The organism is Microlunatus phosphovorus NM-1 (assembly GCF_000270245.1).
Lineage (GTDB): Bacteria > Actinomycetota > Actinomycetes > Propionibacteriales > Propionibacteriaceae > Microlunatus > Microlunatus phosphovorus.
Genome location: NC_015635.1, coordinates 824,033 through 839,148, shown reverse-complemented (window position 1 = coordinate 839,148; position 15,116 = coordinate 824,033). Strand labels below are relative to the sequence as shown.

Annotated in this window: 14 protein-coding genes; 7 read left to right on the top strand and 7 right to left on the bottom strand. The window is 66.6% G+C overall.

The window, feature by feature from the left end; genetic code table 11:
- Nucleotides 1-7 precede the first annotated feature (7 nt).
- From menC to MLP_RS03675, 4 genes are read right to left on the bottom strand one after another with little or no spacing between them, the layout of a single operon-like run.
- Nucleotides 8-1,129 carry an o-succinylbenzoate synthase gene (menC, locus tag MLP_RS03690; protein WP_013861661.1) on the bottom strand — a complete coding sequence of 374 codons (1,122 nt, stop codon included), beginning with the start codon at nt 1,127-1,129 and terminating at the stop codon, nt 8-10.
- A complete protein-coding gene (locus MLP_RS03685; RefSeq protein WP_013861660.1) occupies nt 1,129-1,956 on the bottom strand; it encodes a GNAT family N-acetyltransferase in 828 nt (275 codons plus the stop codon). Before MLP_RS03685 ends, menC begins: the two co-directional genes overlap by 1 nt.
- A 36-nt stretch (nt 1,957-1,992) precedes the next feature.
- Nucleotides 1,993-2,751: an SDR family NAD(P)-dependent oxidoreductase gene (locus tag MLP_RS03680; protein ID WP_013861659.1), complete on the bottom strand. Its 759-nt coding sequence runs from the start codon at nt 2,749-2,751 to the stop codon at nt 1,993-1,995.
- A gap of 30 nt (nt 2,752-2,781) precedes the next feature.
- Nucleotides 2,782-3,633, bottom strand: a complete 852-nt coding sequence (locus tag MLP_RS03675; RefSeq protein ID WP_013861658.1) for a fumarylacetoacetate hydrolase family protein — start codon at nt 3,631-3,633, stop codon at nt 2,782-2,784.
- A gap of 90 nt (nt 3,634-3,723) precedes the next feature.
- On the opposite strand from MLP_RS03675, the gene MLP_RS03670 reads away from it, so the two are divergent.
- The 4 genes from MLP_RS03670 to MLP_RS26005 are packed head-to-tail and all read left to right on the top strand — an operon-like array spanning nt 3,724 to nt 8,284.
- A complete protein-coding gene (locus MLP_RS03670; RefSeq protein ID WP_013861657.1) occupies nt 3,724-5,025 on the top strand; it encodes an enolase C-terminal domain-like protein in 1,302 nt (433 codons plus the stop codon).
- 18 nt (nt 5,026-5,043) lie between these two features.
- The gene (locus tag MLP_RS03665) at nt 5,044-6,363 is read left to right on the top strand and encodes an alpha-L-fucosidase (RefSeq protein ID WP_013861656.1); all 1,320 of its coding nucleotides are present in this window, start codon (nt 5,044-5,046) and stop codon (nt 6,361-6,363) included.
- 48 nt (nt 6,364-6,411) lie between these two features.
- Nucleotides 6,412-7,362 (top strand): aldo/keto reductase, encoded by a 951-nt coding sequence (locus MLP_RS03660; protein WP_013861655.1) that lies wholly within the window; start codon nt 6,412-6,414, stop codon nt 7,360-7,362.
- A 58-nt stretch (nt 7,363-7,420) separates the two neighbouring features.
- Entirely contained in the window at nt 7,421-8,284 is an 864-nt protein-coding gene (locus MLP_RS26005) for an amidohydrolase family protein (protein ID WP_013861654.1), read from the top strand.
- Between the two features lie 645 nt (nt 8,285-8,929).
- Here the strand turns inward: MLP_RS26005 and MLP_RS03645 are convergent.
- Both MLP_RS03645 and MLP_RS03640 read right to left on the bottom strand, forming a co-directional pair.
- Nucleotides 8,930-10,351 carry an aminotransferase class I/II-fold pyridoxal phosphate-dependent enzyme gene (locus MLP_RS03645; protein ID WP_013861653.1) on the bottom strand — a complete coding sequence of 474 codons (1,422 nt, stop codon included), beginning with the start codon at nt 10,349-10,351 and terminating at the stop codon, nt 8,930-8,932.
- A complete protein-coding gene (locus MLP_RS03640) occupies nt 10,341-10,652 on the bottom strand; it encodes a hypothetical protein (protein ID WP_013861652.1) in 312 nt (103 codons plus the stop codon). The genes MLP_RS03645 and MLP_RS03640 overlap by 11 nt, the downstream gene beginning before the upstream one ends.
- 166 nt (nt 10,653-10,818) lie before the next feature.
- Here MLP_RS03640 and MLP_RS03635 point away from each other — a divergent pair, with 166 nt between their 5' ends.
- The 3 genes from MLP_RS03635 (at nt 10,819) to MLP_RS03625 (ending at nt 13,980) form a co-directional block, all read left to right on the top strand.
- A complete protein-coding gene (locus MLP_RS03635) occupies nt 10,819-12,726 on the top strand; it encodes a vWA domain-containing protein (RefSeq protein WP_013861651.1) in 1,908 nt (635 codons plus the stop codon).
- Between the two features lie 133 nt (nt 12,727-12,859).
- Complete coding sequence (locus MLP_RS03630) at nt 12,860-13,537, top strand: DUF433 domain-containing protein (RefSeq protein ID WP_013861650.1); 678 nt, start codon at nt 12,860-12,862, stop codon at nt 13,535-13,537.
- Nucleotides 13,534-13,980, top strand: coding sequence for a PIN-like domain-containing protein (locus tag MLP_RS03625; RefSeq protein WP_041789691.1), 447 nt, complete (start codon nt 13,534-13,536; stop codon nt 13,978-13,980). The genes MLP_RS03630 and MLP_RS03625 overlap by 4 nt, the downstream gene beginning before the upstream one ends.
- On the opposite strand, the gene MLP_RS26000 is transcribed toward MLP_RS03625, so the two are convergent.
- The gene (locus MLP_RS26000) at nt 13,929-14,495 is read right to left on the bottom strand and encodes a hypothetical protein (protein WP_013861649.1); all 567 of its coding nucleotides are present in this window, start codon (nt 14,493-14,495) and stop codon (nt 13,929-13,931) included. The genes MLP_RS03625 and MLP_RS26000 overlap by 52 nt on opposite strands.
- Between the last annotated feature and the right edge of the window lie 621 nt (nt 14,496-15,116).

The following is a 15,116-nucleotide window of genomic DNA, read 5'->3' as shown; positions in this document are numbered from 1 at the left end:
ACCGCGGTCAGCGTCGGCACACCTCGATCTCGGCGGTCCGGAAGCGCGCCAGGATCTCCGGGATCGGCGCTCGTCCGATGCCAGGGGTGGCGTCGACCTCGACCTCACCGCCGTGCATCTCCACCGGCTCGGTGATGTCGAGCTGATAGAACCGGGCGGAGGCGGAGATGTCGCCGGGCAGCACGAATCCGGGCAGCGCGGCCAAGGCCGCGTTGGCGGATCGCCCAAGGCCGGTCTCCAACATCCCACCGCACCACACCGCCACCCCGTGTGCCTTCGCCAGGTCGTGGATCCGTACCGCTTCCAGATAGCCGCCCACCCGGCCGGGCTTGATATTGATCACCTGGGCGGCACCCAGCGTGATCGCGTCCGCAGCCGACTCAGCCGACACGATCGACTCGTCCAGGCAGATCGGCGTACGCAACCGCGATGCCAACTGAGCGTGTTGCCGCAGATCGTTCTCGGCCAGTGGCTGCTCGATCAACAAGAGGTCGAACTCGTCCAGGCGGCGCAATGTCGAGGTGTCGACCAGGGTGTAGGCGGCATTCGCGTCGACCTGCAGCAGCACGTCGTCACCGACCATCCGCCGGACCGCGCGGACCGGCTCGACATCCCAGCCGGGCGCGATCTTGAGCTTGATCCGGGCGTACCCCTCATCCAGATAGCCGGCCACCACGTGCAGTGTCTGCTCGATCGAGTCCTGGATCCCGACCGAGACCCCGGAGGGCACCGATGATCTGGTCGCGCCCAGATAGCTCTGGAAAGACTGCCCTGCGGCGCGCAGTTGCGCGTCCAGCACCGCCATCTCGACGGCGGCCTTGGCCATCGGGTGCCCGACGACGTGGCGGAGGTGGTGCGCGACCGATTCGGCCACCAGTCCCTCGACCCCCGTCAGTGCCGGGACGAGCCAGCGCCGGATCACCTCGGTGCAGCCGTCGACATACTCGGCGGAATACAGCGGCTCCTCCATCGCGACGCACTCGCCCCAGCCGGTCACCGCGCCGTTCTGTGTCTCCGCGGTCACCTCGACGAGCAGCGCCTCCCGGATGTACTCAGTGCCGAACGAGGTTGTGAACGGCGCGATCAACGGCATCGACACGCGATGCAAACGGACCTCGGTGATGATCATCAGTGGGTCCTCTCTGCAGAGCCCCGGTCGGGTGCGGCCTGAGGGGCTTCCAACCGGTAGCCGAAGATACGGTCGAAGCCGGTGACCAGCCAGCCCCGATCCAGCAGCGGCACCATCGCATTACGAACCGCTACCCGCCACAGTGACCCGGTGGCCGGGTCGCTGCGGCGCAGGCGCTCGATGTCATCGGGCACCGCGACTGTCAACGCGGTGTCCGGCTCGATCTCCTCCAGGCTGAGCCCGACCACCGGCGCACCGTCGTGATTCGCCAGCAGGGCAGCCGCGGGCCCGGTCGATGGCGGCCTAGGTGGCGTCGTCAGCGACCACCGCGCCAGCAGCCGATCGGTGGGGTCACCACGATTGATGTCGTCGCTCAACTCGCCGTACACGTCGTGGAGGTAGCGCTCCGGCCGTGCGCCCAACCGGTTCAGGTTGAAGTGCGCGTTCCGGGAGACCAGCGGGTCGAAGGTCCAGGTGATGGCGGCACCGCCGCGGTCCAGCACCCAGGAGCGCTGGTGGTTCTTGATCGCCGCGCCGACCCCTCGCCCCGCGTACGACGGCAGCACCCCGGTGATGTGTGAGTGCAATGTCCCGTACGCCGGTGATCCCCAGAATCCCAGTGCGGCACCGATCATGGTGTCGCCGTCGAATGCCGCCGCCAGATAACCACCGGCGTGGGACAACGCCACCATCAACGCCGGGTCCACCTCATGTCCGGGCTCGCGCCGAGCCCAGATCGTGTCCCACAGCGTCGATGCGGCGGTCATCTCCGCGATACCGGACAACTCGCGTACCTGGACCTCGGTGACACCTGACTCAGCGACCACGCGGCGGAGTCTAGATCCGACTGTGCCGGCAGTCGATCACTGCCCCGGCGGGCGCAGCCGAAGTGCCTGCATGCCGCCGTCGACGGCGAGGGTGACCCCGGTCGTCGAACCGGCCCGAGGACTCGCGAGATAGGCGACCGCCCCGGCCACCTCGTCGGCGCTGACCATCCGGCCGTGCGGCTGCCGCGCCTCCAGTGCGGACCGCTCCGCGGCAGGATCCGGCGCCTGCGCGAGCAGCCGGCCGATCCAGGGCGTGTCTGCGGTGCCCGGGCTGACGCAGTTGACCCGGATGCCTTCGCGCAGGTGGTCCGCGGCCATCGCCTGGGTGAGCGACAGCACAGCACCCTTGGTCGCGCTGTAGAGGGCCCGTTGCTGCAGACCGGCGGTAGCCGCGATCGAACAGGTGTTGACGATCACGGCCGCGGGCGAAACCCGCAGATGCGGCAGTGCGGCCCTACTCACCCGGACCATCCCCACCACGTTGACGTCGAACACCCGGTGCCACTCGGCATCGGTGTTGTCGGAGATCGTGCCCTGCGCGCCGATACCGGCGTTGTTCACCACGATGTCCAGTCGGCCGAAGCGGTCGACGACCTCGTGCACGGCGGCTCGGACCGAGACGTCGTCGGTGATGTCACAGCCCAGCCCGAGGAACGGCTCGGGCACCTGATCAGCCTGCAGATCGAAGACCGCGACCGTGGCACCACTCCGGGCCAGTTCGGAGGCAATGGCCGCGCCGATGCCCGACGCGCCGCCGGTCACCACCGCGACCAGCCCGTCGAACTCCCCGCTCACGCGACGTCTCCGATCACCAGAACGCCTCGCTCACGCACGAGCCTCGGGCGCCACCATCGTCTGGGTCTGGCTGCCCAAGCCATCGATCTCGATCCGGACCACATCGCCGGGCTTGAGATAGGGGAAACGGCCGGACAACGCGACGCCTTCGGGGGTGCCGGTCAACACGATGTCGCCGGGCTCCAGCGCCAGATACTGGCTGAGGTGCCGGATGATCGTCGGGCAGTCGAAGATCATGTCCGCCGTCGAGGAGTCCTGCCGCGGCTCGTCGTTGACGAAGCTGCGCAGCCGCAGGGGCGACCCCACGACATCATCCGGGCTGACCAGCCAGGGACCGAGCGGGGTCGAGCCGGGCACGCACTTGCCCTTGCTCCATTGACCGCCGGACTCCTCGATCTGGAAGGTGCGCTCCGACAGATCGTCGGCGACGGCGAAGCCGGCGACGTAGTCCAGCGGATCGTCGTCCTCGTCGAGTTCGTAGGCCCGCTTCTTGATCACCATCGCGAGTTCGACCTCCCAGTCCATCTTGACCGAGCGAGCCGGGATCACGAACGGGTCGTCCGGTGCGGCCAAGGTGTTGGGCGTCTTCATGAACATCACCGGTAGCTTCGGGGGCGCCGCGCCGGATTCGGCAGCATGTGCGGCGTAGTTCATCCCGATCGCGATCACGGCGCCGGTGTGCGAGATCGGCGCGGCGAACTTCGCGTCGGCGAGACTGACCCTGGTGAGCTTGCCGTTCGCGGCCGCGACCGCCGCCGGATCGAGCAGATCCATCGTGTTCGGGGTGATATCGCCGAGGAACTCGGTGAGGTCGTACGCCTCCTCCCCCGACACGATCACCGGCGTGATGCCGTTGCTGGTCCTCAGCCGGGCGAACTTCATCGATCTCCTTCAAGGCCGGGGCCGTCGTCGAACCTCGCCGAGACAGCCGATGTCGAGACCTGGCTACGATACGACCCAGGGAGGACATCCGTGATCAGGATCAGCGCTGCGGACACCATCGACGTGAGGTTTCCGACCTCGCAGCAGCTCGACGGCTCCGATGCGATGAACCCGGATCCGGACTATTCCGTGGCCTACCTGACGCTGTCCACCGATGCCGGCGATGACCTGGTCGGAGCCGGTTTCGTCTTCACCATCGGGCGCGGCAACGACCTCGCCGCGGCAGCGGTTCAGACCGTTGCCGACCTGATTGTCGGCGAGTCGGTCGAGGAGTTGCTGTCCGACCTGGGCGCAACCTATCGACGGTTCGTCCACGACTCCCAGCTGCGCTGGCTCGGCCCGGAGAAGGGCGTCATCCACATGGCAATCGGCGCGGTTGTCAACGCCCTCTGGGACCTGAAGGCGAAGCGCGCCGGACTGCCCCTGTGGCAGTTGGTCTCGTCGATGACACCGGCCGAGATCGTCGATCTCGTCGACTTCCGCTATCTGAGCGACGCGCTCACCCCCGGCGAGGCGCTGGAGATCCTGGAGCGAGCAGAACCCGGTCGAGCCGACCGGACCGCTCACCTGCTGGCGCACGGCTACCCGGCGTACACCACGACTCCGGGTTGGCTGGGCTATTCCGACGAGAAGATGCTGCGGCTGGCCCGGGAGGCCGTGGCCGATGGATTCACCCAGCTCAAGCTCAAGGTCGGCGGCAACCTCGAGGACGACATCCGCCGACTGGCACTGGCTCGGGCCGAGCTCGGTCCCAGTATCAAGATCGCGGTCGACGCCAACCAGCGCTGGGATGTGCCCGAGGCGATCGCCTGGGTGCGGGAGCTGCAGCCGTACGACCTGGCCTGGATCGAGGAGCCGACCAGCCCGGACGATCTGGTCGGCCACGCCACGATCCGCAAGGCGCTGGGCTCGACGCCAGTCGCCACCGGCGAGCACATCGCGAATCGGGTCATGTTCAAACAGCTGCTCCAACTGGGCGCCATCGACGTGATGCAGATCGACGCGGCCCGGGTGGCCGGGGTCAACGAGAACATCGCCAATCTGCTGCTGGCTGCCAAATTCGGTGTCCGCGTCTGCCCACATGCCGGCGGGGTCGGTCTCTGCGAAGCGGTCCAGCACCTGTCGATGATCGACTATGTCGCGGTCAGCGGCACGACCGAGAACCGCTATCTGGAGTTCGTCGATCATCTGCACGAGCATTTCGTCGACCCGGTCCGGATCGTCGACGGCCACTACGTGGCGCCGACGGCGCCCGGGGCGGGCACCGAGATGACCGCCGATTCTCTCGTTCACTACCGACATGACGGCCGATACGGACATGGCGGCGACTGATGTGATCGGCTGGCGACCATGAGCTCACCAGTCCGGCCACCCGATATCGCTGGTCTGATGCATGACCGGCTGGGCCTGTTCATCCACTTCGGGCTGTACTCCCTGGCCGGCCGCCATGAGTGGGTGCAGAGCTTCGAGCGGATCCATCCGGAGAGCTACCGTCGGTATTTCGACCGCTTCGATCCGGATCTGTTCGACGCAGCCGACTGGGCACGGCAGTGCAAGCAGGCCGGCATGAGGTACGCGGTCCTCACCACCAAGCACCACGAGGGTTTCTGCTTGTGGGACAGCGCCTACACCGACTACAAGATCACCAACACCCCGTTCGGGCGTGACCTGGTCGCCGAGTTCGTGACCGCGTTTCGCTCCGCGGGGATCAAGATCGGCTTCTACCACTCGCTGCTCGATTGGCACCACCCCGACTTCGTCATCGACGGACACCACCCATTGAGGGACTCGCCAGATCTGGCGGAGTTGAACGCCGGCCGGGACATGGCCCGCTACCGGGCGTACCTGCACGATCAAGCCCGCGAACTGCTCACCGGCTACGGCAAGATCGACTACCTGTTCTACGACTTCTCCTACCCGGCCCGGCAGCAGCCGCACATCTTCAACAACAAGGGCGCCGAGGACTGGGACTCGGCTGCGCTGATGGCGATGACCCGCGAACTGCAGCCCGGCATCGTGATCAACGATCGACTGGATCTCCCCGGCGATCTGGTCACCCCGGAGCAGTATCAGCCGTCCGAGCCGATGAGGCGTCGTCCCGGAGGGACGCAGGGTCAAGACAGCAGTGGTGAGCTGGTGGCTTGGGAGGCGTGCCAGACGATCAATGGCAGCTGGGGATACTTCCGCGACAACACCGAGTTCAAGTCGCCCGAGCTGCTGGTTCGGATGCTCGTCGACGGGGTGAGCAAGGGCGGCAATCTGCTGTTCAACGTCGGTCCCACCGGGCGCGGCACCTTCGATCCCACCTCTGCGCAGACCCTGGCCGGGCTCGGCGCGTGGATGCGATTGCATGAGCGCGCCATCGTCGGGGCCGGTCCCAGCGAGTTCGTCGCTCCACCGGACTGCCGCTATACCCAGCGTGGTGATCGGCTGTATCTCCATCTGTTTGCCTGGCCACATCAGCACGTGCATCTGCCCGGCTTGGCCGGCAAAGTCGCGTACGCGCAACTGCTCAACGACGCCTCGGAGATCACCTATCAGGAGAGCGATCCCGATCGGGAGGCGCAGAACACGAGCATGGGTGGGCTGGCTGCCGGCACGCTGACCCTGACGCTGCCGACCCGGCAGCCCGCCGTCGCCGTACCGGTCGTGGAGATCTTCTTGTCGTGACGGGATTTGTGTCGTGAAAGGGATTCTTGTCGTGAAAGAGGCCCGGCGATGAGAGCGATTCCTGCAGACTTGGGCCGCCTCGGCTATGGCACGGCCGCACTGGGCAATCTCTTCCACGAGGTGTCCGACGAGGAGTCGGCAGCCATCGTCGAGGTCGCCTGGCAGGGCGGCGTCCGCTATTTCGACACCGCACCGCACTACGGGCTGGGATTGTCGGAGCGCCGGCTGGGAGCGGCTCTGGCCCGCTATCCGCGATCGGAGTTCCTGTTGTCCACCAAGGTCGGCCGGCTGTTGGAACCGTCGCCGGAGAGCGCCGATCGGTTGGACGACGAGGGATTCGTGGTGCCGGCTGCGTATCGGCGGGCCTGGGATCCGAGCATCGTTGGAGTGCGGCGTTCGCTCACCGAGAGTCTGGGACGGATCGGCACGGATCGGATCGACATCGCCTATCTGCACGATCCCGACGAGTACGACCTGCAGGACGTCGCGACCGGGATGTCCTCGCTGGCCCAGGCGAAGCAGGACGGGCTGGTCCGGGCGATCGGCATCGGCTCGAAGTCGGTCGAGGCGCTGGCCGCCGCGGTGAGGACCGGGCTCTGCGATCTGATCATGGTCGCCGGTCGGCTCACTCTGTTGGACGACAGCGGGGCTGAGCTGATCCCGCTGTGTCAGCGGTACGGTGTCGGGATCGTCAACGTGGGCGTCTTCAACTCCGGCGCCCTGGCCGCCCCGACGCCGAGCCCCGAGCTGCACTTCGAGTACGGCCGGATCGGACGCGAGCGTCTGGCCGAGCTGAAGCGTATCCACGAGGCGTGTGCCGGATTCGGGGTCTCCGTGCTGGACGCTGCGCTGCAGTATTCCTGGCGACTTCCGGCGGTGGTCAATGTGACCGTAGGTGCCTCGACACGTCAACAGCTCACTCGGTCGATGATGGGCATGTCGGCCGCGATCGATCCCGCGGTGTGGCCCGCCCTGACCGCCGCCCGCCAAGGCAGGTGAGTCTGTCGATGCCGATGAGCTGTCGGCGCAGGACGACCCGTGAACACCGGGCCGGCGCATGATCGACACCCACCTGCACCTGTGGCGACTCGACACCGGCTGGTATGGCTGGAACACACCCGCCCTCGGAGCCGTCCATGCCGACTCGACCGCGGAGCGGGCAACCAGGGAGCTGGACGGCGCAGGTGTGATGGCCGCGGTGGTCATCCAGGCAGCGGATCTCCTCGCTGAGACCGACTGGTTAGTGGATCAGGCGCGCCGAGAACCGGCTCTGGCCGGTGTGGTCGGCTTCCTGCCGTTGGACGACATTCCTGTCCTCGAGGAACTGCTGGCGACCTATCAGGACACGCCGCTGGTGGGGGTCCGTCAGCTCTGGCATGACCACGACGATGCGAGCGAGCTGGCCTCCGGCACGACCATCGACGCACTACACCTGCTCGGCGAGGCGGGTCTGCCGGTCGACGTCCCGGACGCGTTCCCGCGGTTGTGGCCCGCGTTGACGACCGCCGTCGATAGCGCACCCAGGACCACCTTCGTCCTCGATCACTGCGGCAAGCCTCCGTTCGGCGACGACCGCGCCTGGCGGACCTGGGAGCACGGGTTCCGCGACCTGGTGAGCCGACCGAATGTGGTCGCCAAGCTGTCCGGCCTGTTCGGGGGCAGCGGATCGGCCGTCCCGGCCACGCGCACCGAGTTGGCCCGGGTGGCAGAACTCGTACGCGAGGTGGCCGGCGCGGAGCGGACCATGATCGGAAGTGACTGGCCGATGACCCGTGGCCGGCTCGATTATCCGGCCACGATCACCCGCCTGACTGAGCTGTTGAGTGCCTGGTCTCCGGCAGAGATCGCGGCGGCCAGCACGGACACCGCGCATCGCAGCTACCCGTTGTCACGCCTGCGGTGCGAGAAAATGTCCTCTTGAGGACATTGCACAAAGTGGACACGTTTTTTGCTGTCGTGACCCTTCACATGGTCCTAGAGTTACTCATGTCGGAACGGGGAACCCCCGAGCTCCGGATCCGACCTAGAAGTCAGTCAGGCAACTCCCCTTAGTGCCTGTGCTGACCAGATGGTGCGGCGGACCTGACGACGCCTGCGCCGCGATGTAGTCCGTATCGGGAGGGGATTCCCCCGATCCCCTCCCGACGGACCGCTCGCCTCACATTCTCTCTCTTGGCAGCCGAATCTGTATACCCGTCTCGCGATCGATCACTGTCAAGGGCTGCCGGCAGCTCGAGTTTCGAAAATCTGCCTCACACCGGACACCTGACGCGCGTTAGGTGCGCTGTTCCAGCAACCGAGGTGGCAGATTCTCGAACAGACTCCACAGGATCTACACAGGTTCCTACTCACGAGTAACTACTTCTGGCGATTTCGCCCCGACAGCCGTAGGAATCGCTACGCTTTCTGCACAGATCGTTACGGCGAGTCAGGCGTCGTGACGGTGCGGGCTCGCCGCCTGATAGGTCGTACCCCTTGGTCGACATCGGATGGGGCGGGAAACCAGTTGCGGTTTGTTGGTGTGTCGATTGGGGCGCACCAACCCCGCCGCCCTTCTGAGGCTCTTCTAGGGCTGGATCACTCTCAAGGTGGCGAGCGTCGGGTCCGCCGCGTACGCGATCCGTACGCCCGCTTCTCGAGCGTGCCGGAGAGCACCAAGCGTCTCGCCGGTGATCCGCTCGCCTGGCGCGAGCACCGGGATGCCCGGCGGATAGGGCGCAACAAGCTCGGCGGCAACGCGGCCGACAGCGTCGTTGAACGGCACGCTCGTCGAGCGCGCGAAGAAGGCCTGCCGCGGAGGCGCGGCGGCCACCGGCCGGACTCGGTAGGCCGCAGGGCCCTCGATTGTCCGCGGGGCTCCGCGATGTCGCTCGATCGACGCGGACAGGGCCGTGCCGAACGCGGTGAGGGTTTCCGCGGTGTCGGCCAGCGAGACCACGCCAACCAGGACGTCGCGGTCGGCCGATTCGACCGGCAGGCCTGCGGCGAGCAGGTCCCGCTCGACGGCGTTGCCGTCGGCACCGGTGCCGGACAGCACCAATGTCAGCTTCAGCGGATCAACCGTCGGCCCGTCCAGGACCGAGAGACTCTCGATCTCGAGCAGCCGATCGCGTACTGCACGGGTCGCCTTGATCGCACCATCGAGCAGTGCCCGGCCATCGCGTTCGAGGAGTGCCCGGGCTGCGTCAATGCTCGCCAGCATCGCTCCCGCGGGGCTGGTGGTCGCGGTCGCCTCGACCCCGGCCTCGAGGCGAGCTGGATCGACGCGCTCCGTCCGAGCGAGCACGAGCGCTGCCTGACTCCACGCCGGCAACGTCTTGTGGGCACTGGTCACCATCACATCGGCGCCGAGCTGCAACGGATGGCGGGGAAGGTCGGGATGGAAGCCGAAGTGCGCCGCCCAGGCTGCGTCGACGACCAGCGGTACGCCGAACTGGTGTGCGACCGTGGCCAGCCCGGCGATATCGCCGACCGTTCCGACGTAGGAGGGATCACCAATGAAGACCGCACGTGCGGCCGGATGCTCGACCAGCGCCTCGCGTACCGTCTGGGGCGAGACGCCCATCGGCAGACCGGTCGCGGGGTCGACCTCGGGGCGCACCCAGACCGGTGTCAGTCCCGCGAGCACCAGACCGAGCAACAGCGAACGATGCAAGGTACGGCTGACGATCACCTCGTCTCCGTCGCCGGCCACGGCGAGCGCCACGGCCTGATTGGCATGAGTGGAACCGCCAGTCGAGAAGCGGCAGAAATCAGCACCCCACAGACTCGCCGCACGAGACTCGGCCTCGGCCAGCACGCCGCGGCTGAGCTTCATCGTGTCCAGACCGGCATAGAGGGGAACGTCGCCGGCGACGACGTCCCCGACCAGATCGGTTCGCTGTTTGTGGCCTGGGATGGTGAACGGCGTCGGCCGATCCTCCTGGAACCGCAGCCAAGCGTCCAACAGCGGCGCATCGGACCGTAACTTCCGCGGGTCAGTCGGCATCGGGCCGCCAATCGCCCAGCACCGTCACGAGTGCGGTCGAGAGTGCGACGACCTGACGGAGGTCGACCCACTCATCCGCAGCATGGATGCCACCGCCGGACGGGCCGCAGATCAGCGTCGGGCACAGCTGTTGCCACAGCGGCGCCTCCATCCAGTACGGTGCATCGAAGGTGGCGTTCGTGCCGAGCTCGGCGCCGAGACGGCTCGCCAAGTCAGCCGCGGGCACCAGACCGGGATTGACGCTGTCGATCGCGACCAGCTCGCTCAGCAGCCTCACCGGGTCGCTTCGCACCTCGGGCATGACCGGAGCCTAGACGGGCGATCAGCTCGGTTTCCGCATGGCCCAGTCCGGCCGGCAACGTTTCCGTTCCAACGCGATCGCGGGACGGCTCGGTTGGATTTCTGTGCCCGCTGTGCATACCGTACCCCGGTCTTTCGACCAGCGCAGACCACCAGGAGGCTCAACCGTGAGCAAGCTCAGACGGGGTCGGGTGCTGACGCTGCTGCTGGCTGCGGTCATCGGCGTCATCAGCCTGTCGGCGCCCTCCCCAGCGCGCGCCGAGGATCCGGCGAAGGTTCTCCTACTGCTGGATGTGTCGGGCTCGATGAACGAGAAGATCTCCTCTGGCGGCACGAAGTTCGCGGCGGCGAAGCGGGCCCTCAAACAGGTGGCGGACGCACTGCCGGCTGGCACCCAGGTGGGTCTTCGCGTCTACGGGTCTGAGATCGCCGAGCCGAAGGAGGAGAACTCGAAGGCGTGCCGCGACACCGAACTGGTGATGCCGGTCGGGACGCTGAACCGGGACAAGATGTACCGGGCAGTCGACAGCTTCAAAGCCGTGGGCGAGACCCCGATTGCGTACTCGCTGGGCAAGGCCGCCGACGACCTGGGCGACACGGGTCGCCGCGTCCTGGTGCTCATCTCCGACGGGGAGGAGTCTTGCGCCGGCGATCCGTGCCCGGTAGCGAAGCGGCTCGCCGACAAGGGTGTTGACCTGCAGTTCAACGCCATCGGCCTGGATGTCGGCGGCAAGGCCCGCAAGCAGCTGAAGTGCATTGCAGAGGCCGGCAACGGCTCCTACTATGACGCCGATCAGGCCGATGACCTGTCCGAGGCGGTGCGCAAGATCACCCAGCGGGCACTGCGACCGTTTGCCATCACCGGCACCCGGGTCAGGGGCACCGAGAGCCCGGAGAATGCACCTCAGCTCACTACCGGTCAGTATCAGGACCGTCTCGGTGCAAGCGACGGCGCACGCTATTACCGGATCGACCGCCGGCCCGGTGAAACAGTGACCGCATCGGTGAACAGCCTGGTCCCGCCGACCGGGAGCTACAACGCAGAGAACCTGCTCATGACGCTCAGCACCGTGGACGGCGACTCCTGCGACAACGTCCACACGCTCAGCGAGACCGCCGATGCCGTCGTCGTGGTCTCCGGCGCGGTCGTCAGCGGGACCAAAGAGCCCGCTTGTGCGAACGACCCCCTCGTGCTGTCGGTCGAACGGCGCTCCAACAGCGGCAACAAGTTGGTCGCACCGGCCGAGATCGTCATCGCAGCAGAGCCGGAGATCACCAATCTCGCCGCGCTGCCAGGACCGGTCTCCTCGTACAAGCAGACCGGGGCTCCCGCGCCGGGATCGAAACCGGTGCGCCAGGTCGCAGGCGGCTCGTCGTTCACCAATGCCCCGCTGTTGACCCCCGGCTCCTACCGCGACGCCCCCGCCGTCGGCGAGAGCGTGTTCTACAAGGCGAGTCTGCAACTAGGGCAGCGACTGCGGGCCAGCGTGACGGCACCATCGAATCGCGACGGCTGGGATCTCGGCAATGTCGAGACCGTGACCGTGGCCACCGTCGTCTACACACCGACCCGAGTGCCGCAACTCAAGCAGAGCGGCATCCTGCAGGGTGACAACCGGGTGAAGCTGACCGCGTACTCGCCAGAGGTTCGGGTCCGCAATCGCGAGATCCCGCACGGCACCTTTGTCAGTCTCGAGGGCGATGCCTTGCCGAGAGCGTCGTACGCATCGATCGCCGGCGACTACTACATCTCCGTGCAGGTCCGCCAGACCACGCCGGATACGACCGGCCGCGTCCTGCCGATCAGACTCGACCTCGCCGTCGAGGGTGCCCCCGAGGGACTTCCTCAGTACGCGGCCACTGCCTCACCCACGCCGACATCGAGTCCGTCTACACCGTCGAGCAGTGATCCGTCGGCGAGCAGTGTTTCCAGCCCTCCGGCCGACAATGGGCCTGGGGTGGGAAGCCTTGCCCTCGGGGTGGGTATCGGCGCCGCCGTCGTGGCACTGATCGGCGTGATCATCGGAGTCACAAGACGCCGACGGGCAGCACCAGGCCGTGACCTGGCTCCTTGACCACTGTCGAGCGCGGCTGGTCCGGCTTGAGCACCGGCCGAGGCTCCTGTGGCGCACTCGAGGCGGTAGAAGGCCGACTAACCGCTACGACTGATAACTAGAACTGTCCACAGCTGATGCCAGACTAGGGAGCGTGGCAGCCCCGACCGTCCTAGAACGCGAGATGTATACCGAGCACCAGGCAGCTCGGCTGCTCCGTCTTGCCCCCTCGACGCTGCACTACTGGCTAGAAGGCGGCACTCGGCGCAACAAGACGTACAAGCCCGTCATCCGGGCAGAGGCCACCGGCTCGAACCGAGTGACGTGGGCCGAGTTCATCGAGGCGGGTCTGCTTCGGCAGTACCGGCAAGATCTTCAGGTCCCGATGCTGGAACTGCGCAACTTCATCGAGCGGCTGAGGGACAGACTCGGCGTGCCCTACCCCCTCGCCGACCAGCGTCCGTGGGTCGCTGAGCGCAAGCTTGTCGTCGAAGCTCAAGATGAGGCGCGTCTTGGCGCCGACTTCGCTCTCGTCGCCCCGGTGAGTGGGCAGTACATGCTCCTGCCGGCTGCCCAGGCCTTCTATGATCGGGTGACTTGGGCAGACGACATCGCCCAGCGGTGGCGCCCCGACGATCGAAGCGACTCGCCGGTCACCATCGATCCTGACATACGCTTCGGATCGCCTTCCGTCGGCGGTATCAGCACAGCCATCCTGTTCGAGCAGTCAGAGTCCGGCGAGGACGAGAAGGATCTGGCTGAGACTTTCGGCCTCAGCCTCGCCCAGGTGCGGTGGGCGCTCTCGTACGAGCTGGCTAACAGCGCAGCGTGACGCAACTCAAGGCTGTCACGCCCCGCTTCTACTTCGACGCGGATGTGCTCGGCCTGGCCAAGCTCGTCAGCCGGGAGCGAGCTGACTGCACCTACCCCGGCGATCCGGGCGGGCAGATCAAGAAGCGGCTTCGACCGGCATGCATCATCACTACCCCCGCCACCAGAGACCCCGTATGGATCCCAGCCGTGGCGGCGCAAGGTTGGCTCATCATCACTCGAGACAAGGCGATTCAGGGCAACCGAGCCGAGATCAACGCCGTAAGAGACAACGGCGCCAAGATGGTCAACCTCGCAAGCATCGACGCGACGAACACGTGGGCTCAGCTCGAAGTCCTCATGACACGGTGGCGTGAGATCGACAGGCTGGCGGATCAGCCAGGGCCGTTCATCTACGTCGTGAGTCGCACTGGCAAGCTCCGGGCGGTCGACTTAGCTCCCTGACCAAAGCCACTCACGGAGTTGCTCGATGTGTCGTCACTCGATGGCCCATTCCGGGTCGGCTGGTCCAGTGGCGTGGACACCTCGGCACCGAGGGATGCCGCGAGGCTGGGGTCGGACCAGATCTCGGCGGTGTTGCGCCAGTCGTCGATCAGGTCAGCGAATGCCGCGAACCTGCCGATGGATGCGCACGCGCGGAGCGTGTCGGCGGCCTCGGTGGCGAATGCCTCCCGATCTGGGTCGGGCAGGAACGTCACCCACGGCAGCGTTGTCGCCAATGCTGCGGCGAATCGGTCCACGAGCGCCTCGTCGTGAACGAGCGCCACCAGCGCGGCGGTGAGGAAGTCGGTGGCCTCTGCGGTCGCTCGGGCTCGGCGCTCGGTCTCCAGCACCCATGCAGGCCGACCGGCACGCTGCTCGAGGACAAGCACGTCATCGGTGCGCTCAGCCTCGGTCAGGTGCTGGTTGTAGTTCTGGATGAACCGGCTCATGGGCAGGGTCTTGGCCACGCCAGCCATTATACGTAACTATTTACGTAGTTCCAGATTGTCCCGACTCGCATCTGCTGCCCGCCGTCGGCCACAGGCCCGGCCGGCCGTCGGAGTGTCGGCTACTGTCTCCGGAAGCACCTACACCCCGCCTGCGAGGCCGCCGGCCTCCCGCTGATCGGGACGCATGACCCTGTCCGGATGGCTGCAGTCTGCAGGAAGACACTCCGCGTTGACTAGGTGGAATGCCTGCTCTCACTCGGTAGGCCCCGTGGGACTCGAACCCACAACCCCGCGGAAACGTCTCGGACGCCACGGGGGGTCTTGCTGAAACCGGTTCCTGAGCGTCGAATCGTTGGCGGCAGCGCGCTGGTTACAGGTCCGAATCGCAAACATTCGTCCCCCGACTTGTCCCCGGCGAGCTGCACACTACGAGTCGCTCGGGAGTTGTCCTTGCGGGTGCCGCTGAGCGTGAGTGGTCGATCAAGAGACAGTCAAGACCCAGTAACGAGCTCGAATGAATTCCGGCATGGTTGCCCTTCCCAGCCTTGAACCGGCGGACCCATCGCAGGAAGACGCTTGACCCGCAGTGACCACATCAACGCCGCTGAGTTGGCTCCCTGGCAACCGGCGGGCATCAAGCACTCCTGC